At 70.7% G+C, this 25,094-nt stretch carries 27 protein-coding genes; 16 read left to right on the plus strand and 11 right to left on the minus strand.

Annotated elements, in window-relative coordinates:
* Positions 1 to 15: 15 nt before the first annotated feature.
* Positions 16 to 309, minus strand: a complete 294-nt coding sequence (locus tag ACFVWR_RS10835) for a DUF3263 domain-containing protein (RefSeq protein ID WP_387211202.1) — start codon at positions 307 to 309, stop codon at positions 16 to 18.
* A gap of 181 nt (positions 310 to 490) precedes the next feature.
* On the opposite strand from ACFVWR_RS10835, the gene msrB reads away from it, so the two are divergent.
* Together msrB and ACFVWR_RS10845 are read left to right on the plus strand one after the other, a co-directional pair.
* The gene (gene msrB / locus ACFVWR_RS10840) at positions 491 to 892 is read left to right on the plus strand and encodes a peptide-methionine (R)-S-oxide reductase MsrB (protein ID WP_387211205.1); all 402 of its coding nucleotides are present in this window, start codon (positions 491 to 493) and stop codon (positions 890 to 892) included.
* 1 nt (position 893) lies between these two features.
* Entirely contained in the window at positions 894 to 1,445 is a 552-nt protein-coding gene (locus tag ACFVWR_RS10845; RefSeq protein WP_387211208.1) for a nitroreductase family protein, read from the plus strand.
* 24 nt (positions 1,446 to 1,469) lie between these two features.
* Here ACFVWR_RS10845 and ACFVWR_RS10850 read toward each other — a convergent pair whose 3' ends face one another.
* The 5 genes from ACFVWR_RS10850 to pdhA are packed head-to-tail and all read right to left on the minus strand — an operon-like array spanning position 1,470 to position 6,131.
* Positions 1,470 to 2,441 (minus strand): DMT family transporter, encoded by a 972-nt coding sequence (locus ACFVWR_RS10850; RefSeq protein WP_387211211.1) that lies wholly within the window; start codon positions 2,439 to 2,441, stop codon positions 1,470 to 1,472.
* A 37-nt stretch (positions 2,442 to 2,478) separates the two neighbouring features.
* Positions 2,479 to 2,604 carry a hypothetical protein gene (locus tag ACFVWR_RS10855; protein ID WP_387211214.1) on the minus strand — a complete coding sequence of 42 codons (126 nt, stop codon included), beginning with the start codon at positions 2,602 to 2,604 and terminating at the stop codon, positions 2,479 to 2,481.
* 16 nt (positions 2,605 to 2,620) lie between these two features.
* Complete coding sequence (locus tag ACFVWR_RS10860) at positions 2,621 to 3,928, minus strand: dihydrolipoamide acetyltransferase family protein (protein ID WP_387211217.1); 1,308 nt, start codon at positions 3,926 to 3,928, stop codon at positions 2,621 to 2,623.
* The gene (locus ACFVWR_RS10865) at positions 3,925 to 5,028 is read right to left on the minus strand and encodes an alpha-ketoacid dehydrogenase subunit beta (RefSeq protein ID WP_387211220.1); all 1,104 of its coding nucleotides are present in this window, start codon (positions 5,026 to 5,028) and stop codon (positions 3,925 to 3,927) included. The genes ACFVWR_RS10860 and ACFVWR_RS10865 overlap by 4 nt, the downstream gene beginning before the upstream one ends.
* Positions 5,025 to 6,131, minus strand: coding sequence for a pyruvate dehydrogenase (acetyl-transferring) E1 component subunit alpha (gene pdhA, locus ACFVWR_RS10870; RefSeq protein ID WP_387211223.1), 1,107 nt, complete (start codon positions 6,129 to 6,131; stop codon positions 5,025 to 5,027). Before pdhA ends, ACFVWR_RS10865 begins: the two co-directional genes overlap by 4 nt.
* A gap of 128 nt (positions 6,132 to 6,259) precedes the next feature.
* On the opposite strand from pdhA, the gene ACFVWR_RS10875 reads away from it, so the two are divergent.
* From ACFVWR_RS10875 to ACFVWR_RS10890, 4 genes are all read left to right on the plus strand, one after another.
* Positions 6,260 to 6,688: an Lrp/AsnC family transcriptional regulator gene (locus tag ACFVWR_RS10875; RefSeq protein ID WP_387211274.1), complete on the plus strand. Its 429-nt coding sequence runs from the start codon at positions 6,260 to 6,262 to the stop codon at positions 6,686 to 6,688.
* Positions 6,689 to 6,875: 187 nt separating this feature from the next.
* On the plus strand, positions 6,876 to 8,060 hold the full coding sequence (locus tag ACFVWR_RS10880) for a thiolase family protein (RefSeq protein ID WP_387211226.1): 1,185 nt from the start codon (positions 6,876 to 6,878) through the stop codon (positions 8,058 to 8,060).
* A complete protein-coding gene (locus tag ACFVWR_RS10885) occupies positions 8,060 to 8,797 on the plus strand; it encodes an enoyl-CoA hydratase/isomerase family protein (RefSeq protein WP_387211277.1) in 738 nt (245 codons plus the stop codon). The genes ACFVWR_RS10880 and ACFVWR_RS10885 overlap by 1 nt, the downstream gene beginning before the upstream one ends.
* On the plus strand, positions 8,794 to 9,705 hold the full coding sequence (locus tag ACFVWR_RS10890; RefSeq protein WP_387211229.1) for a 3-hydroxyacyl-CoA dehydrogenase family protein: 912 nt from the start codon (positions 8,794 to 8,796) through the stop codon (positions 9,703 to 9,705). The genes ACFVWR_RS10885 and ACFVWR_RS10890 overlap by 4 nt, the downstream gene beginning before the upstream one ends.
* Here ACFVWR_RS10890 and ACFVWR_RS10895 read toward each other — a convergent pair.
* Entirely contained in the window at positions 9,683 to 10,084 is a 402-nt protein-coding gene (locus ACFVWR_RS10895) for a PaaI family thioesterase (RefSeq protein ID WP_387211232.1), read from the minus strand. The two genes, ACFVWR_RS10890 and ACFVWR_RS10895, sit on opposite strands and share 23 nt — an antisense overlap.
* 54 nt (positions 10,085 to 10,138) lie before the next feature.
* Here ACFVWR_RS10895 and paaZ point away from each other — a divergent pair, with 54 nt between their 5' ends.
* The gene (gene paaZ / locus ACFVWR_RS10900) at positions 10,139 to 12,199 is read left to right on the plus strand and encodes a phenylacetic acid degradation bifunctional protein PaaZ (protein WP_387211235.1); all 2,061 of its coding nucleotides are present in this window, start codon (positions 10,139 to 10,141) and stop codon (positions 12,197 to 12,199) included.
* A 37-nt stretch (positions 12,200 to 12,236) separates the two neighbouring features.
* Here the strand turns inward: paaZ and ACFVWR_RS10905 are convergent, their stop codons facing one another.
* On the minus strand, positions 12,237 to 12,848 hold the full coding sequence (locus ACFVWR_RS10905; protein WP_387211238.1) for a TetR/AcrR family transcriptional regulator: 612 nt from the start codon (positions 12,846 to 12,848) through the stop codon (positions 12,237 to 12,239).
* Between the two features lie 103 nt (positions 12,849 to 12,951).
* Between ACFVWR_RS10905 and paaA the strand changes: the two genes are divergently transcribed.
* The 7 genes from paaA to ACFVWR_RS10940 all read left to right on the plus strand — a co-directional run bounded on the left by paaA (position 12,952) and on the right by ACFVWR_RS10940 (position 19,050).
* Positions 12,952 to 13,974, plus strand: coding sequence for a 1,2-phenylacetyl-CoA epoxidase subunit PaaA (paaA, locus tag ACFVWR_RS10910; RefSeq protein WP_387211241.1), 1,023 nt, complete (start codon positions 12,952 to 12,954; stop codon positions 13,972 to 13,974).
* Positions 13,974 to 14,288: a 1,2-phenylacetyl-CoA epoxidase subunit PaaB gene (gene paaB / locus ACFVWR_RS10915; protein ID WP_387211244.1), complete on the plus strand. Its 315-nt coding sequence runs from the start codon at positions 13,974 to 13,976 to the stop codon at positions 14,286 to 14,288. The genes paaA and paaB overlap by 1 nt, the downstream gene beginning before the upstream one ends.
* Complete coding sequence (gene paaC / locus ACFVWR_RS10920) at positions 14,285 to 15,115, plus strand: 1,2-phenylacetyl-CoA epoxidase subunit PaaC (protein ID WP_387211247.1); 831 nt, start codon at positions 14,285 to 14,287, stop codon at positions 15,113 to 15,115. Before paaB ends, paaC begins: the two co-directional genes overlap by 4 nt.
* Positions 15,116 to 15,183: 68 nt before the next feature.
* Positions 15,184 to 15,627 carry a 1,2-phenylacetyl-CoA epoxidase subunit PaaD gene (paaD, locus tag ACFVWR_RS10925; RefSeq protein WP_387211280.1) on the plus strand — a complete coding sequence of 148 codons (444 nt, stop codon included), beginning with the start codon at positions 15,184 to 15,186 and terminating at the stop codon, positions 15,625 to 15,627.
* Positions 15,627 to 16,715 carry a 1,2-phenylacetyl-CoA epoxidase subunit PaaE gene (gene paaE / locus ACFVWR_RS10930; protein ID WP_387211250.1) on the plus strand — a complete coding sequence of 363 codons (1,089 nt, stop codon included), beginning with the start codon at positions 15,627 to 15,629 and terminating at the stop codon, positions 16,713 to 16,715. Before paaD ends, paaE begins: the two co-directional genes overlap by 1 nt.
* 13 nt (positions 16,716 to 16,728) lie before the next feature.
* Complete coding sequence (locus ACFVWR_RS10935) at positions 16,729 to 17,499, plus strand: enoyl-CoA hydratase/isomerase family protein (RefSeq protein WP_387211253.1); 771 nt, start codon at positions 16,729 to 16,731, stop codon at positions 17,497 to 17,499.
* A 162-nt stretch (positions 17,500 to 17,661) separates the two neighbouring features.
* Complete coding sequence (locus tag ACFVWR_RS10940) at positions 17,662 to 19,050, plus strand: LLM class flavin-dependent oxidoreductase (RefSeq protein ID WP_387211256.1); 1,389 nt, start codon at positions 17,662 to 17,664, stop codon at positions 19,048 to 19,050.
* 39 nt (positions 19,051 to 19,089) lie between these two features.
* Here ACFVWR_RS10940 and ACFVWR_RS10945 read toward each other — a convergent pair whose 3' ends face one another.
* Both ACFVWR_RS10945 and ACFVWR_RS10950 read right to left on the minus strand, forming a co-directional pair.
* Positions 19,090 to 20,430 carry a hypothetical protein gene (locus ACFVWR_RS10945; RefSeq protein WP_387211259.1) on the minus strand — a complete coding sequence of 447 codons (1,341 nt, stop codon included), beginning with the start codon at positions 20,428 to 20,430 and terminating at the stop codon, positions 19,090 to 19,092.
* 46 nt (positions 20,431 to 20,476) lie between these two features.
* Positions 20,477 to 21,919 (minus strand): M23 family metallopeptidase, encoded by a 1,443-nt coding sequence (locus tag ACFVWR_RS10950; RefSeq protein ID WP_387211262.1) that lies wholly within the window; start codon positions 21,917 to 21,919, stop codon positions 20,477 to 20,479.
* A 129-nt stretch (positions 21,920 to 22,048) separates the two neighbouring features.
* On the opposite strand from ACFVWR_RS10950, the gene lepB reads away from it, so the two are divergent.
* Positions 22,049 to 22,780, plus strand: a complete 732-nt coding sequence (lepB, locus tag ACFVWR_RS10955) for a signal peptidase I (RefSeq protein ID WP_387211265.1) — start codon at positions 22,049 to 22,051, stop codon at positions 22,778 to 22,780.
* Between the two features lie 18 nt (positions 22,781 to 22,798).
* Here lepB and ACFVWR_RS10960 read toward each other — a convergent pair whose 3' ends face one another.
* Entirely contained in the window at positions 22,799 to 23,764 is a 966-nt protein-coding gene (locus ACFVWR_RS10960; protein WP_387211268.1) for a siderophore-interacting protein, read from the minus strand.
* Positions 23,765 to 23,930: 166 nt separating this feature from the next.
* Between ACFVWR_RS10960 and ACFVWR_RS10965 the strand changes: the two genes are divergently transcribed.
* Positions 23,931 to 24,950, plus strand: coding sequence for a LacI family DNA-binding transcriptional regulator (locus tag ACFVWR_RS10965; protein ID WP_387211283.1), 1,020 nt, complete (start codon positions 23,931 to 23,933; stop codon positions 24,948 to 24,950).
* Positions 24,951 to 25,094: the final 144 nt, after the last annotated feature.

Genomic DNA, 25,094 nt, shown 5'->3' on the forward strand with positions numbered 1-25,094 from the left:
GTTTTCGTCGAATCCTCAGTCGTCGGACGCAAGCGTCCGGGTGCTCCTGGCCGCCATCCGCGCGTCGCGAAGGCGCTGCAGCCGTTTGACGAGCATGGGGTCGTGGTGCAATGCGGCGGGCGAATCGATCAGCGCACCGAGCAGCTGATAGTACCGCGCGGCCGAGAGACCGAACTCCTCGCGAATGGCCTGCTCCTTGGCGCCGGCGTGACGCCACCACTGTCGCTCGAACGCCAGGATCGCCGCATCCCGCTCGCCGAGCGCGTCGGGCCGGGAGACGGGAGCACGATCGCCTGGCGCGTTCTCCATCTCTCCCCTCCCGGAAGGCCGGCGAGCCCGTCGGGCCCGCATTCGCGGTTCATCCTATTTGCGGGATTCTGTGTGTTGCCCCAAGCCCTCGGCCCGTCGCCCACGAAAATCCGCCGTGAAACAGGGAACAGGCTCGCACTCCTCGCCGTTTAGGGTTGTGTCTGACGAAAGGATCCCCGCCATGAACGACACCGTCATCAAGAGCAACGACGAGTGGCGCGACGAACTGAGCCCGGAGCAGTTCGCTGTTCTGCGCGAGGCCGCGACCGAGCGTCCCTGGACGGGTGAGCTCCTCGACGAGAGCCGCGCCGGCCTCTACACCTGTGCGGCGTGCGGCGCCGAACTGTTCAAGTCGGGAACGAAGTTCGACTCGGGGTGCGGCTGGCCCAGCTTCTACGAGTCGGTGCGCCCGGAGGCAGTGAAGCTGCTCGAGGACGACAGCCTGGGCGTTGTTCGCACGGAGGTGCGCTGCGCGACCTGCGACTCGCACCTCGGCCACGTCTTCGACGACGGCTTCGGCACGCCGACGGGCGACCGCTACTGCATGAACTCCATCGCGCTCAACTTCACCGCCGGCGAATAGCGTGGGGCGCATCGCCGAGGCCGTCGCAGCGCGCCGGTCGTACTCGCGCGTGACCGAGGCGGCGCCGACCCACGAGCAGCTGCTGCCGCTCATCGCGGCGGCCGGCCGGGTGGCCGATCACAGCTCGCTGCATCCGTGGCGAGTCATCGAGCTGCGGGGCGCGGCGCGCGTGCGTCTGGGTCACGCTTTCGTGACTGACGCGAGGGCGTCCGGGCACGGGGCCGACAAGCTCGCGGCGAAACCGCTGCGGTCGTCGCTGCTGTTGGCGATCGTCGCGGTGCGCACGAAAAGCGAGAAGGTTCCCGGCTGGGAGCAGGATGCGGTGGCCTCCGGCGTCGCGCACGTCCTGAGCCTGCTGCTGCACGAGGAGGGCTGGGGCGTCATCTGGCGCACCGGACGTCACACGCGCTCGAAGGCCGTGCACAAGATGCACGGCCTGGCGAAGAACGAGCGGCTGCTGGGCTGGCTGTACGTCGGCGGCATCCCCGAAGGGTCGAAGGAGGGCCACCGCAAGACCATCGACCCGGAGCGCTATCTCACGACGCTGGACTAGCCGAGGCCGCCGCTCCGAACGGAGCTAGGCGTCGGCGACGGCCCTGCGGCCCCAGCGGATGCTCGCGACGGCGACCGCGACCAGCGCCAGCGCCGTGCCCGCGACGGTCGACCAGGCGATCGGATGCGCACCGGGCACGAGCGCGTCGAGAAGCAGCGCCGCGACGAGCTGCCCGGCGACCGTCGCGAGCCCGAGCACGAGCACGCCGGTGATCCGCACGAGCAGCGCCGCGCCGGCGATGAACACGCAGCCGATGGCGCCGCCGAGGTAGAGCCACGGCTCGGCCGGAAGCGGTTGCGGCCAGCCGACGATGGCCGTGTGCACGATCATCAGCACGAGCAGCACGGCCGTTCCGACGACGAAGTTGATGAAGGTCGCGGTGAGCGCGCTGTCGGCGGTGACGCGCACCTGACCGTTGACCGCCTGCTGCCAGCCGAGGCCGAGGCCGGCGATGAGCGGGAGGAACAGCATCCAGACCGGAACGCTGCCGCCGAGCTGTGCGGAGACGGCCCAGACGACGGCGATGAGCGCGAGCACGGCTCCCGTGACGCGGGCGGGGGTGAGCGGCCGGCGCCCTCCGGGGCCGAGGCCGATGCGGTCGAGCACGAGCCCGCTGACCGTCTGGCCCGCGACGGTCGCGACGGTGAACAGCGCGACACCGAGCACGGCAGCGACGAGTCCCTGCGACAGCACGAGGAAAGCACCGGCCGCGCCGCCACAGACGTACCACCAGCGAAGCTCCCGCGCGCGCAGGGCATTCCGAACCCGGCCGAGCCCACGGCGCCCCGCGGGCGCGACCGCGAGGGCGATCGAGAGGATGATCAGCCCGGAGCCGAACGAGATGACCGCGGCCGTGAATCCGTCGTCGAGCCGTCGCCCGAGCTCACCGTTGATGCGGGATTGCACGGCGACACCGGCGCCGCAGACGATGGCGAACACGATCGCCAGCCACAGGGGCAGAAGGACTCTCTTGGCCGGGATCGATGGTGCGCTCACCGATCAAGCCTATGCGGTACCGAACGGGCGAGCGCGCTCAGGGTGCCGGGGCGTCACCGTCGGTCGGCTCGGGCTGCGGGAGCCAGGGGATGTTCTCTTCGGGCGCGACCAGCTTCTCTTCGCTCAGGTCGTGGTCGTCGTCTGCGGGCTTCTTGTCGGTCATGCGCGTCACTGTACGCTCATGCCGGCGGGGCGTCGGCGAGCAGCGCGAGCGGCGATTCGATGGCGTCGGCGACCTGGCGCAGCATCCCGGCCGCCACTCCCCCGTCGGTGACCCGGTGGTCGAACACGAGCGACAGCTGGGCTATCCGCCGGGGAACGACCGCGCCGTCGACCACCCAGGGCCTCTCGATCATCCGGCCGACACCGAGGATGGCGACCTCGGGATGGTTGATGATCGCAGCACTGCCGTCGACCCCGAGGCTGCCGTAGTTGTTGATGGTGAAGGTCGAGCCGGTGAGCTCCGAAGGCGAGAGTGCTCCTTCGCGGGCAAGGCGGGTGAGACGTTCGAGCTCTGCGTCGAGTTCGCGGATGCTCATGCGGTCGGCGCGACGCACCACCGGAACGACGAGCCCGCGCGGTGAGTCGACCGCGAACCCGAGGTTGACCCCGTCGAACAGGTCGAGGGATGCGCCGTCGTCACCGACCCGGCCGGCGAGTGCGGGATAGCGGGTGAGCGCGGCGAGGGTGAACCGGGCGACGAAGGCCAGGAGGGAAGGATGGCGGTCGCCGAGCCGGATGCGGCGGCGCGCATCCCACAGATCGGTCGCGTCGACGTCGACCCAGACGGTGGCCTCGGGGATCTCGGAGCGGCTGCGGGTCATGTTCGCCGCGACCGTGCGGCGGAACAGGCTGAAAGGCGCGTTCGCGGAGAGGGTCAGCCCGGTGCGCTGATCGACGATCCCCGCGGCGACGGTCGGGGTGGCGGGCGTGGCGAACGCGGCCTCGACGTCGTGCCGGGTGACGGTTCCGCCCTGCCCGGACGGGGTGATCGTCGACAGGTCGACGCCGTGGGTTCGGGCGAGGGTGCGGACGACGGGCGAGATCACGGGGATCACCCGGGAGACCGGCTGCGTCGGCGTGGGTGTCGGCGTCGGCGTCATCGGTGGAGTCACCGTCGGCGTTGCGGCGGCGGCCCGGGCGCGACGACGACGCCCCGAGAGCTCCGTTTCGGTGGTTCCGTAGCCGACGAGCACGCTGCCGGAGCCGCCGTTCGCGGGTTCCGCCGCATCCGGTGCCTGTTCGTCCGCCGCGCGCACCTCGATCAGTGGCGCACCGACCGCGAGCGCCTCGCCCTCCTCGCCGTGCAGCCTGTCGACGACGCCGGCGAACGGCGACGGCACCTCGACCACCGACTTGGCGGTCTCCACCTCGGCGATCGGCTGGTCCACCCGCACTTCGTCGCCGACCGCCACGAGCCAGCGCACGAGTTCGGCCTCGGTCAGACCCTCGCCGAGGTCGGGCAGCTCGAATACCAGGGCAGTCATGATTCCTCCCACTGGAGGTCGTCGACGGCGTCGAGGATGCGATCCACCCCGGGCAGGTAGAAGCGTTCGAGCTTGGGCGGCGCGAACGGGGTGTCGAATCCGGTGACCCGGCGAACGGGCGCGAGGAGGTGGTGGAAGCACCGCTCCGACACTCGCGCGGCGATCTCTGACGCCAGGCTCGCGAATCCGGGTGATTCGGCGACGACGACGGCCCGCCCGGTCGAGCGCACGGCCGCGCACACGGTCTCGTCGTCGAACGGCACGAGACTGCGCAGATCGATCACCTGCAGGCTGCGGCCTTCGGCCTGGGCTGCCTCGGCGGCGGCGATGGCGACGGGAACGGAGGGTCCGTAGGCGATGAGCGTCGCATCCGTGCCCTGTCGGGCTATGCGGGCGCGGCCGATCTCGGGCAGCGGGGCGGTGACGTCGACCTCGCCCTTCGCCCAGTAGAGCTTCTTCGGCTCCAGAAAAACGACGGGGTCAGGAAAGGCGATGGCCGCCCGCAACAGGCCGTACGCGTCTTGCGGGGTGGCCGGAGAGACGACGGTGAGGCCGGGGGTGTGCACGTAGTACGACTCCGACGAGTCCGAGTGATGCTCGACCCCGCCGATGCCACCGGCGTAAGGGATGCGGATGACCAGCGGCAGACGCACCCCACCGCGGGTGCGGTTGCCCATCTTGGCCACGTGATCGACGATCTGCTCGAAAGCCGGGAACGCGAAGGCGTCGAACTGCATCTCGACGACCGGCCGCATCCCGTTCATCGCCATGCCGACCGCGGTTCCGACGATGCCGGCCTCGGCCAGCGGGGTGTCGAAACAACGCTGCTCGCCGAACCTCTTCGTGAGTCCGTCGGTGATGCGGAACACCCCACCGAGCACACCGACGTCTTCGCCGAACACGACGACGGAGGGTTCGGCCTCGAGCGAGTCGGCGAGGGCGCGGTTCAGCGCTTGGGCCATGGTCATCGCGGTCGCGGTGCCGGCCGCGGTGCCGGCCGCAGTGCCGGGCGCGCTCGCCGCGGCAGTGGAGGTGGCGGGCGCGGCGGGGTCGGCGGCGGGCGTGCTGGGCGCCGTGGGCGCGTCGTGGGTGAGTGTCATCGGGCCACCTCCGGCTCGGTCGCGGCCTGGTCGGCGGCGAGTTCGGCAGCGAGCATCCTCGACTGCTCGTCGAGTTGGGGGGTGGGTGTCGCGTAGACGAACCGGAAGAGGTCCTCGGGATGCGGAACGGCCTCGTCGTTGATGGCCGTACGGAGCTCGGCGGCGAGCTGTTCCGCCTCCGACTGCAGCGAGGTCTCGTCGGCGTCGGCGAGCATCCCCTCGCTCCGCAGCCAGGTTCGCACGCGCGCGAGCGGGTCGCGTTGCAGCCACGGGGCGACCTCGGCGTCGGTGCGATACCGGGAGGCGTCGTCGGCGTTGGTGTGCGACTGGATGCGGTAGGTCACCGCCTCGACGAGGGTCGGGCCGCCGCCGTCGCGGGCGCTGCCCACCGCCTCGTCGAGCACAGCGAGCAGAGCGGCGAGGTCGTTGCCGTCGACGCGGCGGCCGGGCATCCCGTACCCGATGCCCTTGTGCGCGATCGACGGTGCGACGGTCTGCCGGCTGAGCGGAACGGAGATCGCGTAGCCGTTGTTCTGCACGAAGAAGACGACAGGCAGAGCGAACACGGCGGCGAAGTTGAGCGCCTCGTGGAAGTCGCCCTCGCTGGTGGCGCCGTCGCCGCACATCGCGAGCACCACGGTGTCTTCACCGCGCAGCCGCGCGGCGTGGGCGAACCCGACCGCGTGCAGCAACTGGGTGGCGAGAGGCGTCGACTGGGGCGCGACGTTGTGCTCCCGCGGGTCGTAGCCGGAATGCCAGTCGCCGCGCAGCAGCACGAACGCTTCGAACGGATCGACGCCGCGGGTGATCACGGAGACCGTATCGCGGTAGGTGGGGAACAGCCAGTCACCCTCGGCGAGCGCCATCGCGGCGGCCACCTCGGCGGCCTCCTGCCCGTGCGACGACGGGTAGACCGCGAGCTTGCCCTGGCGCACCAGCGCATTGGCCTGATCGTTGAGCCTGCGGCCGCGCACCAGCTGGCGGTAGCCATCGCGCAGGCGCTCCGGGGACGGCAGTGCGTAGTGGTCGTCCTCGTGGGACAGGCCGGTCTGATCGATGAGCCGCACCGGGGTGTCGCGCGGCAGCATGTCTTGGGCGTGCATCCGTTCTCCTTTGAAAGACGTCGCTCACTCTCAGGATGACTTCGCTGGACCGGTGATGCTAGTGACCGCGCGGTTTCGAGACGAACGCTTGCCAGAAGGCGGCCGCGGGAGACAAACTGTCCACCATGATGGACGAGATCGACTCCCGGATCGTCGAGGCCCTGCGCGCCGACGGGCGGGCCTCGATCACGGCGGTGGCTGAGGCAGCGCACGTCTCCCGGGCCAACGCATACACCCGCCTGTCGCGCCTGCTCGACGACGGGGTGATCACGGGATTCACGGCGAAAGTGAATCCGCGCCTGTCGGGCCGGGGGTCGTCGGCCTACGTGACGATGCGCGTGGAGCAGGCGAGCTGGCACGAGCTGCGCGACCGGCTCGCGGCCATCCCGGAAGTGGAACATTTCGCGCTCGTCGGCGGGGACTTCGACGTGATCCTGCTGGTGCGCGCCCGCGACAACGAAGACCTGCGGCGGCTGGTGCTCGAGACCCTTCCCGGCATCCCCTCGGTGCGAGACACGAAGACCTCCCTCATCTTCGAGGACCACGACGCGCGGTAGCCGCGCCCGGCATCCCGCGCCTGACCGCGAGGGGCGAGTTCTTGCGAGCAGGGAGGGGCGCGAGCTCGCAACAAGGCGCCCCTCGGCGGTCAGGCGCGCGGCGCGGTTGTGGGGAGGGGGCTCGTCTGCGAGGATGAGTTCCTGAACGTTCGTTCGGTAATTGTGGGATGCGTCGAGGGAGACGGGCATGGCGGAGGCGTACCTGGTGGGCGGGGTGCGCACCGCCGTCGGGCGGTACGGCGGTGCGTTGGCGGGCGTTCGCGCCGACGACCTGGCCGCCCTGGTGGTCGCCGAGGCCGTGCGTCGCGCCGGGGTGGACCCGGCGACGATCGACGAGGTGATGCTCGGCGCGGCGAATCAGGCCGGCGAAGACAACCGCAACGTGGCACGGATGAGCGTTCTGCTCGCCGGGCTGCCGGATGCGGTGCCCGGTGTGACCGTGAACCGGCTGTGCGCCTCGGGACTGACCGCGGTCACGCTCGCGGCGCAGAGCGTGCGCGCGGGCGACGCGGATGTGGTGGTCGCCGGCGGCGTGGAGTCGATGACGCGGGCGCCCTGGGTGCAGGCCAAGCCCGAGAAGGCGTACGCGAAGCCGGGGCAGCAGTTCGACACGTCGATCGGCTGGCGGTTCACGAATCCGAGACTCGAGGCACGGGACAAGGCGACGTTCTCGATGCCGGAGACGGCGGAGGAGGTCGCCCGGCTCGACGGGATCAGCCGAGAGACATCCGACGCGTTCGCGCTCGAGAGTCACCGGCGAGCGGCGGCGGCGACGGATGCGGGGCGTCTCGCCGACGAGATCGTCGCGGTGGACACAGCCCGGGGGCCGGTGACGCTCGACGAGGGCATCCGTCGCGACACGAGCATCGAAGCGTTGGCGGGACTGCGACCGGTGGTGCGGGGCGGCACCGTCGTGACCGCGGGCAACTCGTCCCCGCTCAACGACGGGGCCTCGGCCATCGTGGTGGCGAGCGGCGAGGCGATGCGACGGTACGGTCTCGTTCCCCGGGCGCGCGTGGTGGTGGGCGCGAGTGTCGGGCTCGCGCCGGAGATCATGGGCCTCGGCCCGGTTCCCGCGACGCACCGGGCGCTCGATCGCAGCGGCCTCGACCTGGCGGACATCGGAAGTGTGGAGCTCAACGAGGCGTTCGCGAGCCAGGCGCTGGCGTGCATTCGTCGCCTGGGCCTCGACGAGAGCCGGGTGAACGCCGACGGCGGCGCGATCGCATTGGGCCACGCGCTGGGGTCGAGCGGTTCGCGCCTGCTGGTGACCCTGCTCGGGCGGATGGAACGCGAAGACTCCCACTACGGGCTCGCGACGATGTGCGTCGGGGTCGGCCAGGGCTCGGCGCTGATCGTGGAGCGTGCGTGATGCAGACCCTGCGCGTCGAAGACGGCGCCGACCGGATCGTCGTGACGCTCGACCGGCCGGAGACCCGCAACGCGATCGACCGCGCGATAGTCGACGAACTGCACGAGGTGTGCGAGCTGCTCGAGCGCGAGCCGCGCATCCTGATCATCACGGGCGCGGGCGGAACGTTCGCCTCGGGGGCCGACATCGGCGAACTGCGCGAGCGCCGGGCGGAGGATGCACGACTCGGCATCAACGTCGGACTCTTCGTGCGCATCGCGGCGCTGCCGATGCCGGTGATCGCCGCTGTCGACGGCTACGCGCTGGGCGGCGGGGCGGAGCTCGCCTACGCGGCCGACCTGCGCATCGGCACACCGCGACTCAGGATCGGCAACCCGGAAACGGGCCTCGGCATCATCGCGGCGGCCGGAGCGCTCTGGCGGCTGCCCGAACTGGTGGGCGAGCCGCTGGCGGCCGAGATGGTGCTGACCGGGCGGGTGCTCAGCGGCGCCGAGGCACTGGCGGTGCGCCTGGTGACGGAACTGCACGAGCCGGATGACCTGCTCGCCGCCGCCAACACCCTGGCCGACCGCATTGCGGCGAACGACCCGCTGGCGACCCGCTACACGAAGGCGGTGCTGCGCGCACCGCGGGCCGAGCATCCCCGGGCCGAGCAGGAGGCGCAGGCGGTGCTGTTCGAGTCGCCGGAGAAGATGCGGCGGATGGGCGAGTTTCTGGCGAGGAGAAACCGGCCATGAGTGCGAGCGGGACGGACATCACCGAGGGCACGGGCGACGCGGCCGAGCTGCGGGTTCCCGAGCGCGTGGGGGTGATCGGCGGCGGACGGATGGGTGCCGGCATCGCGCACGCCTTCCTGATGGCCGGAGCGTCGGTGACCGTCGTCGAACGCGACTCCGAAGCGGCCGAGGCGGCCCGGCAGCGCGTTCTGCGCTCGGTGGCGGCGAGCGTCGACCGGGGCATCCCGGCCCCGGCGGGCGACCTCGTCGTGACGGTCGACTGGCCCGACCTCGGGGTCTGCGGGCTCGTGGTGGAGGCGGTGCCGGAGGACCGCATCCTGAAGACGGAGGCTCTGGCCCGGGCGGAGGCGTACCTCGGCGAGCACGGGGTGCTGGCGACGAACACCTCGTCGATCGCCATCGGCTCCCTGGCGGCCGGGCTGGAGCGGCCGGGCTCGTTTCTGGGGATGCACTTCTTCAACCCGGTGCCGGCGTCCGCGCTCGTGGAAGTGGTGCCGGGAGACGCGACCTCGCCCGAGGTGACCGAGCGCGCGCTCGGCTGGGTGGTGGCGCTCGGCAAGGCGCCGGTGACGGTGCGGGACTCCCCCGGGTTCGCATCCTCGCGGCTGGGGGTGCTGCTGGGGCTGGAGGCGATCCGGATGGTCGAGGAGGGTGTCGCGACGCCGGAGGACATCGACGCGGCGATGACGCTGGGGTACGGGCATCCGATGGGCCCGCTGAAGCTCGGCGACCTGGTGGGGCTGGATGTGCGACTCGGCATCGCCGAGTACCTGCACGACCGGCTCGGCCCGCGCTTCGAACCGCCCGTCCTGTTGCGCGAGATGGTGGCGAACGGATATCTCGGCCGCAAATCGGGCCGCGGCTTCTACGAGTGGCCGGCCCCGCCTAGCGATCCGGGGCGTCGATGATGAGGTTGGTGATGCGGGCGGTGCAGAGTCTGCGGCCCTCGTCATCCGTCACCACGATCTCGTGCGACGCGATCGTTCGGCCGAGACGGATGGCCGTGGCCACGCCCGTCACGAGGCCGCTGCGGGCCGAGGCGTGGTGCGTCGCGTTGATGTCGACGCCGACCGCGCTGCGACCCGGGCCCGCGTGGATGACGGCCGCCCACGAGCCGAGCGCTTCGGCGAAAGCGACGGAAGCGCCGCCGTGCAGCAGGCCGAACGACTGGCGGTTGCCCTCCACCGGCATGGTCGCGACGACACGCTCGGCGGACTGCTCCAGGATGCGCACGCCCATTTTCTCGTCGAGCTCGCCGAGCTCGATTCTCCACTCCCCGTCGGCCATGCGCACAGCATACCCAGCGGGCCGGGAACGATCAGGAACCAGGGAGGTTCGCCGATGACACACGTGCTGCCCAGCTATGTGAAGGGCGCTTGGTGGGCGCCGGAGGACGCCGATGCCGCAGCGGTCGAGGTGCGCGACGCGTCGACCGGGGAGCCTGTCGCGCTGGTGAGCTCTGCCGGCCTCGACCTCGCGGGAACGCTCGATCACGCCCGCACGGTAGGCCAGGCTTCGCTCGGCGAACTCACCTTCCACCAGCGGGCGATGCTGCTGAAACGGATGGCGCAGACCCTCACCGAGCGCAAGGCGGAGCTGTACGAGCTGTCGAGTCGCACGGGGGCGACCAAGGCGGACTCGTGGGTCGACATCGACGGCGGCATCGGCGTGCTCTTCACCTACTCGTCGAAGGGCAGGCGCGAACTGCCGAACTCGCAGGTCTACGTTGACGGCCCGGCCGAGAACCTGTCGAAGGACGGCTCTTTCCTCGGTCAGCACATCTTCACCCGGCTGCCGGGAGTCGCGGTGCAGATCAACGCGTTCAACTTCCCGGTCTGGGGTTCCCTGGAGAAGTTCGCGCCGGCGTTCCTCGCTGGAGTGCCGACCGTGGTGAAGCCCGCGACGCCGACGGGGTACATGACCGAGGCGATGGTGCGCATCCTGGTCGAATCGGGGCTGCTGCCCGACGGCACTCTGCAGCTGATCTCCGGTGCGGTGCCGGACCTGTTCGACCACCTGCGTCTGGGCGACCTGGTGGCCTTCACGGGCTCGGCGTCAACGGCCGAGAAGTTGCGCGTCCACGACTCCGTGCAGACGGGTGGCGTGCGCTTCACCAGCGAGACCGACTCGATCAACGCGTCGGTGCTGGGCGAGGATGCGGTGACCGGCACCCCCGAGTTCGACGCGTATGTGAAGCAGCTGGTGACCGAGCTCACCTCCAAGGCCGGCCAGAAGTGCACGGCGATCCGGCGAGCGATCGTTCCGCAGACGCTCGTGTCCGATGTGATCGGCGCCGTGCGCGCCCGCATCGCCGAACGCGTCGTTCTCGGAGACCCGCGCGCCGAGGGTGTGACGATGGGGCCGCTGGCCTCTCAGACGCAGCGCACCGAGGTGCTCCGCCAGGTGGGACGGCTGATGGAGGCGGGCGGCGAGCTGGTGGTCGGCGGTCTCGGCGAGCCGACCGTGCTGCACGCGGACGGCTCGCGCGGCGTGTCCGTCGGCGGCGCTTTCGTCGAGCCGATGGTGCTGCGGTTCGCGGATGTGGAGGCCGAGGCCGTGCACACGGTCGAGGCGTTCGGGCCGGTGGCGAGCATCCTGGGATACACGTCCAACGCCCAGGCCGCGCGGCTCGTCGCCCGCGGCGGCGGCTCGCTCGTGACGAGCGTCGCGACCCACGACCCGGCGACGGCCCGCGAACTCGTCGCGGGCCTCGCGCCATACAACGGGCGGGTGCTTCTGCTCGACCGCGACGACGCGCGCACCTCGACCGGGCACGGCTCGCCGGTGCCGCACCTCGTGCACGGCGGCCCGGGGCGCGCGGGCGGCGGCGAAGAGCTCGGCGGAATCCGCGCCGTGCTCCATCACATGCAGCGCACGGCCATTCAGGGCTCGCCCGAGATGCTGACCGCCGTGACCGGGGTGTGGCACGCGGGGGCCGCGGTGAACGACAGCGGCGGGCATCCGTTTCGCAAGCCGCTGTCGGCCCTGCGCATCGGCGACCAGGTGCGGTCCGAAGCGCGGAAGGTCACGCTGGCCGACATCGAGCACTTCGCCGAGTTCACCGGCGACAGGTTCTACGCGCACATGGACGAGGATGCGGCGGCGGCGAACCCCTTCTTCCCCGGCCGGGTCGCGCACGGCTACCTGCTGGTGTCGTTCGCCGCTGGGCTGTTCGTCGACCCGGCGGTGGGTCCCGTGCTCGCCAACTACGGGCTCGAGAACCTGCGGTTCGTGACCCCCGTCTCACCGGAGGACAGCATCCGGGTGACGCTGACGGCCAAGCAGATCACGCCGCGCGAGACCGACGACTACGGCGAGGTGCGCTGGGATGCGGTCATTCTGAACCAGGACGACGCGGTCGTCGCCGGCTACGACGTGCTCACGCTCGTCGCGAAAGAGTAGCCCCGCGCGCCACCCTGCCATCGAGGGGTCTTCGGGGCTAGGGCGCGACGCGCAGGCCGTCGAGGGCGATGGTGAGGATGTCGTCGGCGAGCTGGGCGGGGGTCTCCGGGCCGTCGGGCCGGTACCACTCGACGATCGAGTTGATCATGCCGAACAGAAGACGCGTGACGATGGCCGGGTCGACATCGGCGCGGAGGGAGCCTTCGTTCCTGGCCTCGACGACGAGGTCGGCGACGGCGCGGTCGAAGGTTCGCCGGCGGGCGAGCGCCGCCCGCTCGATGTCGGTGTTGCCCCGCACCCGCAGCAGAAGGGTGACGTAGGGCAGGCGGGCGGTGAGCACATCCACCGCTCCCCGCAGCACGTGAGCGAGCCTGTCGGCGGCGGGGCCTTCGGTGGCGGCGGGCTCGCGGAGAACGCCCTCCAGCCCGTCGAGCGCTTCGTCGAGGGCGAGGGCGAGAAGTTCCTCCTTGGAGGAGACGTGGTGGTAGATCGCCGACTTGGAGAGCCCGAGCCGGTCGGCGAGCATCCCGATGGAGGTGGCGTCGTAGCCGGACTCGTTGAACGCGGCGACGGCGATCTCCAGGATGCCGCGCTGATCGTAGCCCGGTCGTCCGCGGCGCAGCGATGTGGTGGTCTCGATGTCAGCCATGTCGCCTCCAGTGTGGCACGCGCGCATCCGGTCGGGATATACTGAACGAACGATCAGTCAGTAAATCAATCAGCACCGATCGGTCACACGAGAGGGGTCGACGATGACCACCGCCACCGAGCAGAACGTCGCCGCGCACGACGACGCCGAGCGCGACGGCCGCGCGCGCTTCGACGACCTCATCGCCGGCGACTCCCGCGTTGAGCCCCGCGACTGGATGCCCGACGACTACCGGCGCACGCTCATCCGCCAAATGTCGCAGCACGCGCACTCGGAGATCATCGGGATGCAGCCGGAGGCCAACTGGATCACGCGGGCGCCGAGCCTGAAGCGCAAGGCCATCCTGATGGCGAAGGTGCAGGACGAGGCGGGACACGGCCTTTACCTCTACTCGGCCACGCAGACCCTGGGCATCACGCGGGACGAGATGACCGAGCAGCTGATCGCCGGCCGCGCCCGCTACTCGTCGATCTTCAACTATCCGACCCTCAGCTGGGCCGACATGGGGGCGATCGGCTGGCTGGTCGACGGCGCGGCGATCTGCAACCAGGTGCCGCTCTGCCGGGCGTCGTATGCGCCGTACGGCCGCGCGATGGTGCGCATCTGCAAAGAGGAGTCGTTTCACCAGCGGCAGGGTTTCGAGATCCTGCTGCAGCTGATGCGGGGCACGCCGGCACAGCAGCGGATGGCTCAGGATGCGGTGGACCGCTGGTACTGGCCGTCGCTGATGATGTTCGGGCCGCCCGACGACGACTCCCCCAACTCGGCGCGCTCGATGGCGTGGAAGATCAAGCGCTTCTCGAACGACGACCTGAGGCAGCGTTTCGTGGGCATGCTCGTTCCGCAGGCCGAGGCCCTGGGCGTGACGCTGCCCGACCCCGAGCTGCGCTGGAACGAGGAACGCGGCGCGTACGACCTGGGCGAGATCGACTGGACCGAGTTTCAGGAGGTCTTGGCCGGGCGCGGCCCGTGCAACGCCCAGCGAATGCAGCGCCGGCGCGAGGCGCACGAGAACGGCCGGTGGGTGCGCGAGGCGGCGGCGGCGTACGCGGCGAAGCGGGCCGAGCAGGCCGAGCGGGCCGAGCAGGCCGCGCAGGCCGCACGGGCAGAGAGCACGGCGGCGTGATGTCGGCTCCTGGAACCCCCGACACCGCGCATCCCGAGACCTGGCCGCTGTGGGAGGTGTTCGTGCGCTCGAGCCGCGGGCTCAGCCACGTGCACGTGGGCTCGCTGCACGCCCCCGACGAGACGATGGCCGTGCGCAACGCCAGAGACCTGTACACGCGGCGCAGCGAGGGCGTGTCGATCTGGGTTGTGCCCTCCGACGCGATCACGGCGAGCGATCCTGATGCGAAAGGCTCGTTCTTCGAGTCGCCGGCGGGCAAGAACTACCGGCACGCCACCTACTACACGGCGAGCGAAGGGGTGAAGCACCTGTGAGCGGCGTTGGCGACGAACTCGACCACGGCCACGTCGAACTCACCGCCGTCACGCTGGCCGACGAGTTCGTCACGTCCGACGGCACCGCGAGCGACGACGTCGCCGAGTACGCGCTCTGGCTGGGCGACGACTCGCTGGTGCTCGCGCAGCGTTTGGGCGAGTGGATCTCCCGCGCACCCGAGCTGGAGGAGGATGTCGCACTGGCGAACATCGCGCTCGACCTGCTGGGGCACGCGCGCTCGCTGCTGCGGTACGCGGGAAGCGCATCCGGCCACAGCGAAGACGACCTGGCCTACTGGCGCGACGAGCACGACTTTCGCTCGGCGCACCTGATGGAGCAGCCGAACGGCGACTTCGCGCACACGATCGTGCGCCAGTTCGCGGCGGCCCACTACCTGTTCGAGCTCTATGACCGGCTGCGCGCCTCGGCCGATCCGGTGCTCGGCGCCATCGCCGCGAAAGCCGTCAAAGAGGTCGACTACCACCGCGACCACGCCGACCAGTGGATGCTGCGCCTCGCGCTCGGCACCGACGAATCACGTCGCCGTCTGGTCACCGCGCTGAGCGACCTGTGGCCGTCGGTGGCGGAGCTCTTCGCCGACGAGCCGCTGAACGACAGACTCGAGGGCGTCGCTCCCCGACCGTCGACCCTGCGCGCGGCGTTCGACGCGAGCATAGATCCGGTGCTCGCGGAGTGCGAGCTCGAACTGCCGGCGACTTTCGTCGCCGCCGGCGGCGGGCGGCGGGGCCGCCACTCGGAATACCTCGGCCCGCTTCTGGCCGAGCTGCAGGTGCTCGCCCGCCAGCATCCGGGGGCGACCTGGTGAGCGCGCCGGGAGCGTGGAGCCGGCACGGATCGGAGGCGGTTCTGGCCTGGCAGACGGCCGCCGCGGTGATGGACCCGGAGGTGCCGGTGCTGACCATCGACGATCTGGGCATCCTGCGTGAGGTCACGGTCACCGACGAGGGGGTGGAGGTCGTGGTCACGCCGACCTACAGCGGCTGCCCGGCGATGGGGACGATCAAGGAGGATGTGGTGCGCGCTCTGGCGCAGGCCGGCTTCCCCGCGGTGCGGGTGCGGCTCACGCTCACCCCGGCCTGGACGACCGACTGGATCAGCGACGCCGGCAAGCAGGCGCTCGAACGGTTCGGGATCGCGCCGCCCTCCGGGGAGTCGAGAGCGGGCGGCGGCCGGGTCGCGCTGACACTCACCGTGAAATGCCCGCACTGCCAGTCGCTCGACACACGGGAGCTGTCCCATTTCGGTTCGACCGCCTGCAAGGCGCTCTACGAGTGCCGCGCCTGCGGTGAGCCGTTCGACTACCTGAAGCCCTTCTAGTGCCGCGCGCCCGGTTCCACACGCTCTCGGTCGCGGAGGTGCGGCCGCTCACCGCGGCGAGCGTCGAAGTGACCTTCGCGGTGCCCGACTCGCTCCGCGGCGAGTACGCGTACCTTCCCGGCCAGCATGTCGCCCTGCGCGCCACCGTCGGAGACCGCGAACTGCGCCGCAGCTATTCGATCTGCCGCCCGCCGACGCCGGGAAGCATCAGTGTCGCGATCAAACGCGACCTCGGCGGCGCGTTCTCGACCTGGGCGACGAGCGAACTTCGGGCGGGCGACCGCATCGACGTGATGAGCCCTCAGGGAACGTTCACCATCGACCTGGGCGCGCTCGACGGCAAGCACGTCGCCGGCATCGCCGCGGGATCGGGCATCACCCCGCTGATGGCGCTCGCGCACAGCATCCTCGACTCCTCGGCCACGAGCCGGTTCACGCTTGTCTATACGAACCGCACTGCGGTCGACGTGATGTTCCTCGACGAGCTGTCCGACCTGAAAGACCGGTATCCGGCGCGGCTCGCACTGCACCACGTGCTGTCGCGCGAACAGCGGTCGGCTCCCCTGCTCTCCGGTCGCATCGACGAGGAGCGGCTGCGGCGGATGCTCGACGTGCTCATCCCACCCGCGACCGTCGACGAGTGGTTCCTCTGCGGGCCGTTCGAGCTCGTGCAGCTGTGCCGCGACGTGCTCGAGTCGCAGGAGGTGCCGCGCGAACGCGTCCACTTCGAACTGTTCACCACCGGAGAGCCCGGCGAGATCACCGGCGACCGCGGCCGACCGGTGCTGGCGCGTGCAGGCGACAAGACCGTCGAGATCGAGTTCTCGCTCGACGGTCAGACATCGACGGTGACCACACCGGTCGACGCGAACGAGTCGGTGCTGAACGCCGCTCTGCGGGTGCGACCGGATGTGCCGTTCGCCTGCGCGGGAGGAGTCTGCGGCACCTGCCGCGCACGCCTGGTCTCCGGCGATGTTCGGATGACCGAGAACTACGCGCTCGAACCCGACGAGCTGGAACGCGGCTACGTGCTCACCTGCCAATCGCATCCCCTGACCGACCGAGTCGTCATCGACTACGACGTGTAGAGCTGGAGAAGCCATGATCGACCTCGCCATCGCCGACGGAATAGCCCGCGTCACACTGAACGCCCCCGACAAGCTGAACGCGCTCGACGAGACGGCGCTCCGCGACCTCGACGCGGCCTACGCGTCGGCCGAGACCGCCGGAGTGCGCGCCCTGGTGCTCGCCGGCGAGGGCCGGGCGTTCTGCGCCGGGCGCGACATCTCGGGGGTCGACCCGCGCACCGACGACGTGACCGGATACCTCGACGGCCTCCTCGCGCCGCTGTTGCGCCGGATCAGCGCGTTTCCGGCGCCGACCTTCGCCGCGGCGCAGGGAGCGTGCCTCGGCGTCGGCCTGGGGCTGCTGATCGCGACCGACGTGGTCTACGTGGCCGACACCGCGAAGATCGGCTCGCCGTTCGCCGCGCTCGGAGCCCTGCTCGACTCGGGCGGGCACTCCCTGTTCGTCTCCCGCCTGGGCACCCACAAGACGCTCGACCTGATCTACACCGGGCGCCTGCTGTCGGGCGCGGAGGCTGTCGCGGCAGGGCTGTTCAGCCGCGCGTACCCCGCCGAAGACCTGCGCGACGCGGTGGACGCGGCGGCGGCGAGCGCCGCATCCGGGGCCACCCAGGCGCTGCTCGCCTCGAAAGCGCTCGTGCGTGCCATCCGCGACGAGCAGCTCTCGCTGTGGGATGCGGTCGCCGCCGAGAATCTCGCCCAGGCCGCCCTGCGCAACACGGCCGACTACCGCGAGGGCTTCGCCGCCTTCCAGCAGAAGCGCCCGCCCCACTTCACCGGCGCCTGACCTCCTGCGCGCCCGCGGCCCCTCCCCGGCGCCTCCCGGGCGCCGAGGTGCGACTCGTTGCACCTTTCGGGCCGAAAACCTTGCACCTACCGGCACCTCGACGGTTACGCCGTGTTGCGGGACGGGTGCGAGAGAGGGAGAGCAGCGAGCAGGCTGGGGCGCATGACCCGTCAGATCCGATTCAACGCGTTCGACATGAACTGCGTCGCCCACCAGTCGTCCGGCATGTGGCGCCACCCCGACGACCAGTCGTGGCGCTACAAAGACCTGACCTACTGGACAGAGCTGGCGAAGCTGCTGGAGCGCGGCGCGTTCGACGGCATCTTCATCGCGGATGTGCTCGGCACCTACGACGTCTACGGCGGCTCCAACGAGGCCGCCATCCGCCACGGCGCCCAGGTGCCGGTGAACGACCCCGTACTGCTCATCTCGGCGATGGCGCTGGTGACCGAGCACCTTGGGTTCGGAGTCACCGCGGGCACGGCGTACGAGCATCCGTATCCTTTCGCCCGCCGCATGTCCACGCTCGACCATCTGACCAACGGCCGCGTCGGCTGGAACGTCGTGACCGGCTACCTGCCGTCGGCGGCCCGCAACATGGGTCATGAGGACCAGCTGGAGCACGACGACCGCTATGACCACGCCGACGAATACCTGGAGGTGCTCTACAAGCTCTGGGAGGGGTCGTGGGAAGACGACGCCGTCGTGCGCGACGTCGAATCCGGCGTGTTCACCGACCCCGCGAAGGTGCACGAGATCGGTCACCAGGGCAAGCACTTCACGGTGCCGGGGATCCACCTGGCCGAGCCGAGCACGCAGCGCACGCCGGTGATCTACCAGGCGGGCGCGTCCAGCCGAGGCATCGCGTTCGCCGCGGAGAACGCGGAGGCGATCTTCGTCGCCGCCTCGACGAAGGCGGGCCTCAAGGCCACCGTGGCGAAGATCCGCGACGGGCTCGAGGCCGCGGGACGCGACCGTTACGCCGCCAAGATCTACACGCTCCTGACCGTCATCACCGACGCGACGCCGGAGAAGGCGCAGGCCAAGTACGAGGACTACCTGAAGTACACCAGCGACGAGGGCGCCCTCGTGTTCATGTCGGGCTGGATGGGCGTCGACCTGTCGAAGTACGACCTCGACGAGCCGATCGGCAACGTGAAGAGCAACGCCATCCAGTCGGCGGTGGCGAACTTCCAGCGCGCGAACGAGGACGGCAGCGAGTGGACGGTGCGCGACATCGGCCGGCTCGGCGCGATCGGCGGGCTCGGGCCGTTCATCGTCGGCTCGGGTTCCGAGATCGCCGACCAGCTGCAGGAGTGGGTCGAGGAGACCGACGTCGACGGGTTCAACCTCGCCTACGCGATCACCCCGGGCACATTCGAAGACATCGTGGAGTTCGTCATCCCCGAGCTGCGCAAGCGCGGCGCCTACCCGGAGGAGTACGTGCCCGGCAGCCTGCGCCACAAGCTGCACGGCGCGGGCGACCGCCTGCCGGCCGACCACCGCGGAGCCCGGTACCGGATCAGCGCAGCCGAGGCGGCCACCCGCTGAACCACGCCACCCGCTGAAGCCGGGCGGAGGCGACCCGCCTCAGGAGACGTGGGCGGCGAGCAACCGGTCGACGGCGGCCAGCGGGATCGGCAGCCACGCGGGCCGATGCCGTGACTCGTAGGTGACCTCGTACACAGCCTTGTCGAGCTCGAACGCGTCGAGCAGCGCGGCATGTTCGGCGCACACAGAGCGGGCGACCGACGTATACCCGTCGAGGTATGCCTGCCGCGCACGCTCGGCCCACGGCGCGGCGTCGACCGCCGGGTCACGCCTGGCAAGCGAGCCGGCCACGTAGTCGAACGACCGCAGCATGCCCGCGACGTCGCGCAGCGGTGCGTCGGGGATCGCGCGTTCGGCGAGCGGCCTGAGCGGCTCGCCCTCGAAGTCGATGAACTGCCAGCCGCGTTCGGCCGAGTGCAGCACCTGCCCCAGGTGCAGGTCGCCGTGGATGCGCTGCAACAGCGGCTGATCGGATTCGGCCGCCACCTCGTACACGGCCGCGATCGACGCGCGCGACTCGGCGATGATCGGCACCTCCGTGCTTGCAATCGTCAACCGCTGGTACATGCCGTCGAGAGCCTGCGCCACGTCATCGCGCGTCGCGACCTTGGTCGGCAGCACGCGAGCGAGCTGCACGTGCAGTTCGGCGGTGCCCGAGCCGAGCGCGAACGCGCGCTCGGTGAAGTCTTCGCCGCGTTCGGCGGCACTGACCGCCAGCTCCCAGCCGTCTTCGGCCCCAGTCAGGAAGTTCTGCACGAGGGCCAGCTCGCCCGAGGCGGTGCTCAGCCCGTCGGCGGCGGGCCACGAGGCGGAGATCCAGCCGTGCAGGGCCGGGGTGCGCTCGGAGCCGCCCTCGGTCAGCGCGGCGAGCGTCGACACATCCGGATTCGCGCCGTCTTGCACCACGCGGAACACCTTGATGAGCACGAGCCGGCCGTCGTCCAGCTCGCCGACGATTGACGTGTTCGACTGCTCCCCAGTGAGGCGCCGGGATGACCGCAGCGTGAGTGGTGCACCGATGCGGTGACCTCGCGCGGCGACCGTGGCTCCGGTGAGTCGCTCCCCCGATGCCACCATCGCGAGCAAGGACGACACGTAGGCCTCGTCGGCCGGGCCGTCGTACAGATAGCGGCCGCCGGCCTCGCCGATCAGCGCGGTGGCGTCGCCGTCCTTCTGCTGACGCGCGACCACGGGCACCTGATACACCCGAGGTGATCGCGGCGCGTCGTCGGCGAAGAAGTGCGTGACGATTCGGGCTCCGTCGGCGGCTTGTTCGGCTTCGAACGAGGCGAGTTGGCGCAGGCGCGGTTCGACGCTCTTCGTCGAGTACCAGCGCTGGAGTCGCATCCATGACCCGACGAGCTCAGTGAGTTCGGTCATGTCTGCACCGTACGCCTCTGCCTGGGAAATCTCCGGGGGCGTTGCGTCAACGCGTTCCGAGTACTACACCGCGGGCCGCCATGAACGGTTGCGGGTCGATCTGGAGGCCGCCGACGCGCACCTCGAAGTGCAGGTGGCAGCCGGTGGATGCGCCTGTGCTCCCCACGCGCGCGATCGGCTGTCCCGCGGCGACGACCTGACCGACGGTCACACCGATGCCCCCGTCGACGATGTGCCCGTAGGCCGTCTGCACGCCGCCGCCGTGGTCGATGAGCACGAAGTTGCCGTACGAGCCGTTCGGCCCTGCCGCGACGACGGTGCCCGCGCCGGCCGCGTCGATGGTGGTGCCGCAGCTCGCGCCGATGTCGTCGCCGGGGTGGAACAGCGCGGTGCCGGCCGGTCGCGACGGACGGGGCCCGAAGACGTCGGTGAGCGTCCCTGCGACGGGCAGCGCCCATCCGGATGCCGTCGCCGGCGTGCTCAGCAGGGTCGTCCATCCCCCGCTCGCCGCCTGCAGGGTCGGCACCTGGGCCAGCGCGCTCGAGGCCGCGTCGACCTGCGATCGGGCGTCGGCGACGGCCTGATCGGAGGCGTCGACGTCGATCGACTCCGCCGCAGCACTCGCGGTGCCCGCCCGATCGCCGAGCTTCACCGCGCGTCCGGCATCCGCCTCTGCCTGCGCCATCGCGGCGCTGCGGGATGCAGTGGCGCGCTCGAACCGGTCGACGGCTGAGAGCTTCCTCAGGAGGTCGCCGGGAGTGGAGAGCGTGGATGCGAGCGGCCCGGCCGTCAGCGAACGGGAGCCCTGCGAGCGCACCAGCGCGGTCGCGAACGCAGCCGACGCCTCCGCCTTGGCTTTGGCGGCCGCCGCCTGCTCGGCGAGTTGGTCGGCCACCGCCTGCGCCTGCTCCTTGTCGTGCTGCACGCCGCGGGCCGCCTCCGTCGCAGTGACGAGAGCCTGCTGCGCCTCCGCCAGACGGCTCGCGAGCTGCGCGGCCTCGACGGCGAGACCGGGGTCGAGCGTCGTGCCGTTCGACAGCACGGGGTCGGGAACGAGCGGCACCTGGTCGGTGGGAGTCGTGGCGGGAGGAACCGGGGTCTTGGTGGGCTCGGGCGTCGGAGTCGTGGATGGCGTGGGTGTCGGAGTCGGGGTCGGGGTGCCGGTCGGATCGGGGGTGGGAGTGGGCGTGGGCGTCGGCGACTCCGTCGGTTCCGGCGTCGGGGTCTCCGTCGGCTCCGGTGCCGGAGACGTGGGCGTCGGCGACGGGCTGCCGGGGGGAGCCTGCGTCATCTGCGGGTCGGGAGTGGGCGTCGAGGTCGATTGTCCCTGGTCGGCGAACGCCGCCTGCTGCCCTCCGAGAGTGAAGCCCGTCGTCACCGCGATGACCGCGCACAGGTGAAGAACACGGCCGTGAAGAGCGCGGCGCGGCTTTCCGCGTCGTGCATCCACTCCCGTGCGTTCCAGCGCGCTCTGCATGATCTCGCGCATCCCCCGACCCTCGCCGAGGGACCCGTGATCTGATGCTCCCACTCAGCCCTTCGCGAAACAAGAGAAACCACCCGCGAGACGGCCGAGTCGGATGCGGCTCACAGCCTGCGACCGGTACCGTGAACCTCTGTGACCGAGACCGCTGACACCGCCAGGCCGCGTCGCACCCGGCGCAAATCCACCTGGAAGACGATGCTGCGCGATGTTCTCGTGATTCTGGTGGTCGCGATTCTGGTCTCGTTCCTCATCAAGACGTTCGTCGCGCGGTCGTTCTACATCCCGTCCGGGTCGATGGAGAACACGCTGCAGATCAACGACCGGATCATCGTGAACGAACTTCAGCCCAACGTCTTCCCGCTGCAGCGCGGCGACGTCGTCGTCTTCAAAGATCCCGGTGGCTGGCTGCCGCCGCTGCAGCACACGCCCACGAACCCGGCCTCGGCAGCGGTGGGGAGCGTGCTCGACTTCGTCGGCCTCAACGCCTCCGACAGCGAACAGCACCTCGTGAAGCGCCTGATCGGCCTGCCCGGCGACAAGGTCACCTGCTGCAACGCCCTCGGTCAGATGAGCGTGAACGGCGTTCCGCTCAAAGAGCCGTACGTGGTGCTGCCCGCCGGGGTCGAAGCGGTGTCGCAGAAGGAGTTCTCGGTGACCGTTCCCGCCGGCAAGGCGTGGGTGATGGGCGACAACCGCTACAACTCCGCCGATTCGCGCTACCACACCGACGATCCCGGCAAGGGGTTCGTGCCGCTCGACGACATCGTCGGGCGGGCGTTCGTGCTGAGCTGGCCGGCCGCCCACTGGTCGTGGCTGAGCGACTATCCGGAGACGTTCGCCGGGGTGGACGCCGCCAAAGGCTGACGGCCGCCGAGGCGTCGGTCAGGCCTGCTTCTCCGCCTGCCCGAGCCGCCAGTAGCCCATGAACGCGACGCGACCGCGGTCGACACCGTTGTGCGTGACGAGCAGACGACGGATGGTCTTCACCGTCGCCGATTCTCCCGCGATCCAGGCGTAGAAACCGCTCGACGTCAACTCGGGCGTCTCCCACAGGATCTCCCGGTCGATGTCGACGTCGTCGAGGCTCTGGGTGCGACCGGCCGCGGCCGCTTCGACGATCGACGGATGCTCGGCGATCCAGCGTTCGATCGCCGGCACGAGCTCGCAGCCGTGGTCGCCGCCACGATCGCTGCTGGAGCGGTCGAGCCAGGTGATGTCGAAGTGCGCGGGAACGTCGAGCTCGAACCTGTCGCCGTCGCTCGGCACCTCGATGAAGGCGTGCACCCGGCGGTCGACGGGAAGCGACTCGAGGATGGATGCGATGGCCGGCGTCGCGGTCTCGTCACCGACCAGCAGCAGGTCGCCGGCCGCGCCCGGGCGCCAGTCGATGCCCTGCGCGGAGTCGATGCTGCGCTCGTCCGGTCCGACGATGATGACCTCGTCGCCGACGCCGGCGCCGAGCAGCCAGCGCGCCGCGGGGCCGCCGTCGCCGTGCGAGACGAAGTCGACGTCGACCTGCCGGGCGCCCGGGTCGACGGCCCGAACGGTGTAGGTGCGGAACGGGCACCGCTGGTCGTCGGGCAGCGCGCGCCACTGCAGATACCAGTCACCGGCGTCGATCGAGGCTTCGTCTTCCGCGCCGAGGGCGGGGAGCGTTCCGTCGTCGAGGGGGAACAGGATCTTGATGCGCTGGTCGAGCCGGTCGGTGCCGAACACATGGAAGTCGGGCGACTCGAACGTGACCCTCGTGAAGTGCGGCGTCAGCGCCGTGAGCCGGGAGACCCGCGCCCGGTACGGGCGGTAGGCCGGGCGGGCGGTCTTGACGATGGGCGACGCGAGGAGGCTCACGGGGGCACCTTTCGTGCGGGTGTCGGGCGAGGTGACGGCCGGCCGGACGGCCACGCGGGCCCGGTCGACTTAGGTAAGGCTACACTGACCTGCTTCGAGGCGGCTCCGAGAATTCGTCGCAACATCCGGCGGCCCCGACGGGCTCTAGGGTGAGACGGTGGAGAGCATGAGGCCGGAGCGAGCGCCCGGGGTTCGAGAGGTCGCTGCGCTGGCCGGCGTCTCGCGGCAGACGGTGTCCCGGGTCGTCAACGGCCATCCGAGCATCCGGGAGAGCACGAAGGAGCGCGTGCTCGCCGCGATGGACGAGCTGCAGTTCCGGCCCAACCGTGCGGCCCGGATGCTATCGACGGCCAGGTCGCACACGATCGGCATCCTCGCATCCTCATCGTCGTCGGCGCTGTACGGGCCGGCGAGCAGCATCGACGCCGTCGAGAACGCCGCGCGCGACGCCGGCTACTTCGTAGCCATCGCGCGCACCGCATCCCCGAGCCTCGGAGAGATCGACGCCGCCCTCGACCATCTGATGGCGCAGGCGGTCGAAGGGATCGTCGTGGTCGCCCCGCAGGAGCGCACGCTCGAGGCGATGCGTCAGGTCGCGCTCGCGGTGCCCTCGGTGACCCTGCACGGCTCGGAGGTCGAGGGCGATGGCGTGTTCGTCGACCAAGCGGAGGGGGCACGGATGGCCGTGCGGCACCTCGCCGAGCTCGGCCATCGCGTCGTCGCGCACCTGGCGGGCCCGGCGGACTGGGCCGAGGCGAACGCGCGACGCGACGGGTTCCTCGCCGAAGCGGACGCGCTCGGGATGCGCGCGACCGTCTCCCGGGCCGGCGACTGGACGAGCGCATCCGGTGCCGCTATCGCCCCGGAGCTCCTCGCAGACCCGGCGATCACCGCCGTGTTCTCGTCGAACGACCAGATGACGCTCGGGGTGCTGCACACCCTTCGGCTCGCCGGCCGTGGAGCGCCCGAGAGTGTGAGCGTCGTGGGCTTCGACGACATCCCGGAGGCCGCATACTTCGCCCCTCCCCTCACGACGGTGCGTCAGGACTTCGCGGAGCTCGGACGCAACTGCGTGGCCCGGCTGCTCGCCGCGATCGAGCATTCGCCGTCTCCTGCGAGGCGGAGCGCCGTGGTCAGCCCTCGGCTGATCGTGCGCGAGTCGAGCGGGCCGGCCCGCAGGGACTGACGGGCGGCGCGCGCGGTCCGGCCGCGACGCGGCTCGGGCCGTCGGAGAAGCGCTTCCGCCGCCGCCACGCCCGACTGTTGCTCGTCGCGCCGAGCGTGGCCGTTGCGGTCGAGAGTGGCCGGTGCGCCAGGCACACTCGACCGC

This window comes from Leifsonia sp. NPDC058292 (assembly GCF_042880955.1).
Taxonomy (GTDB): domain Bacteria; phylum Actinomycetota; class Actinomycetes; order Actinomycetales; family Microbacteriaceae; genus Leifsonia.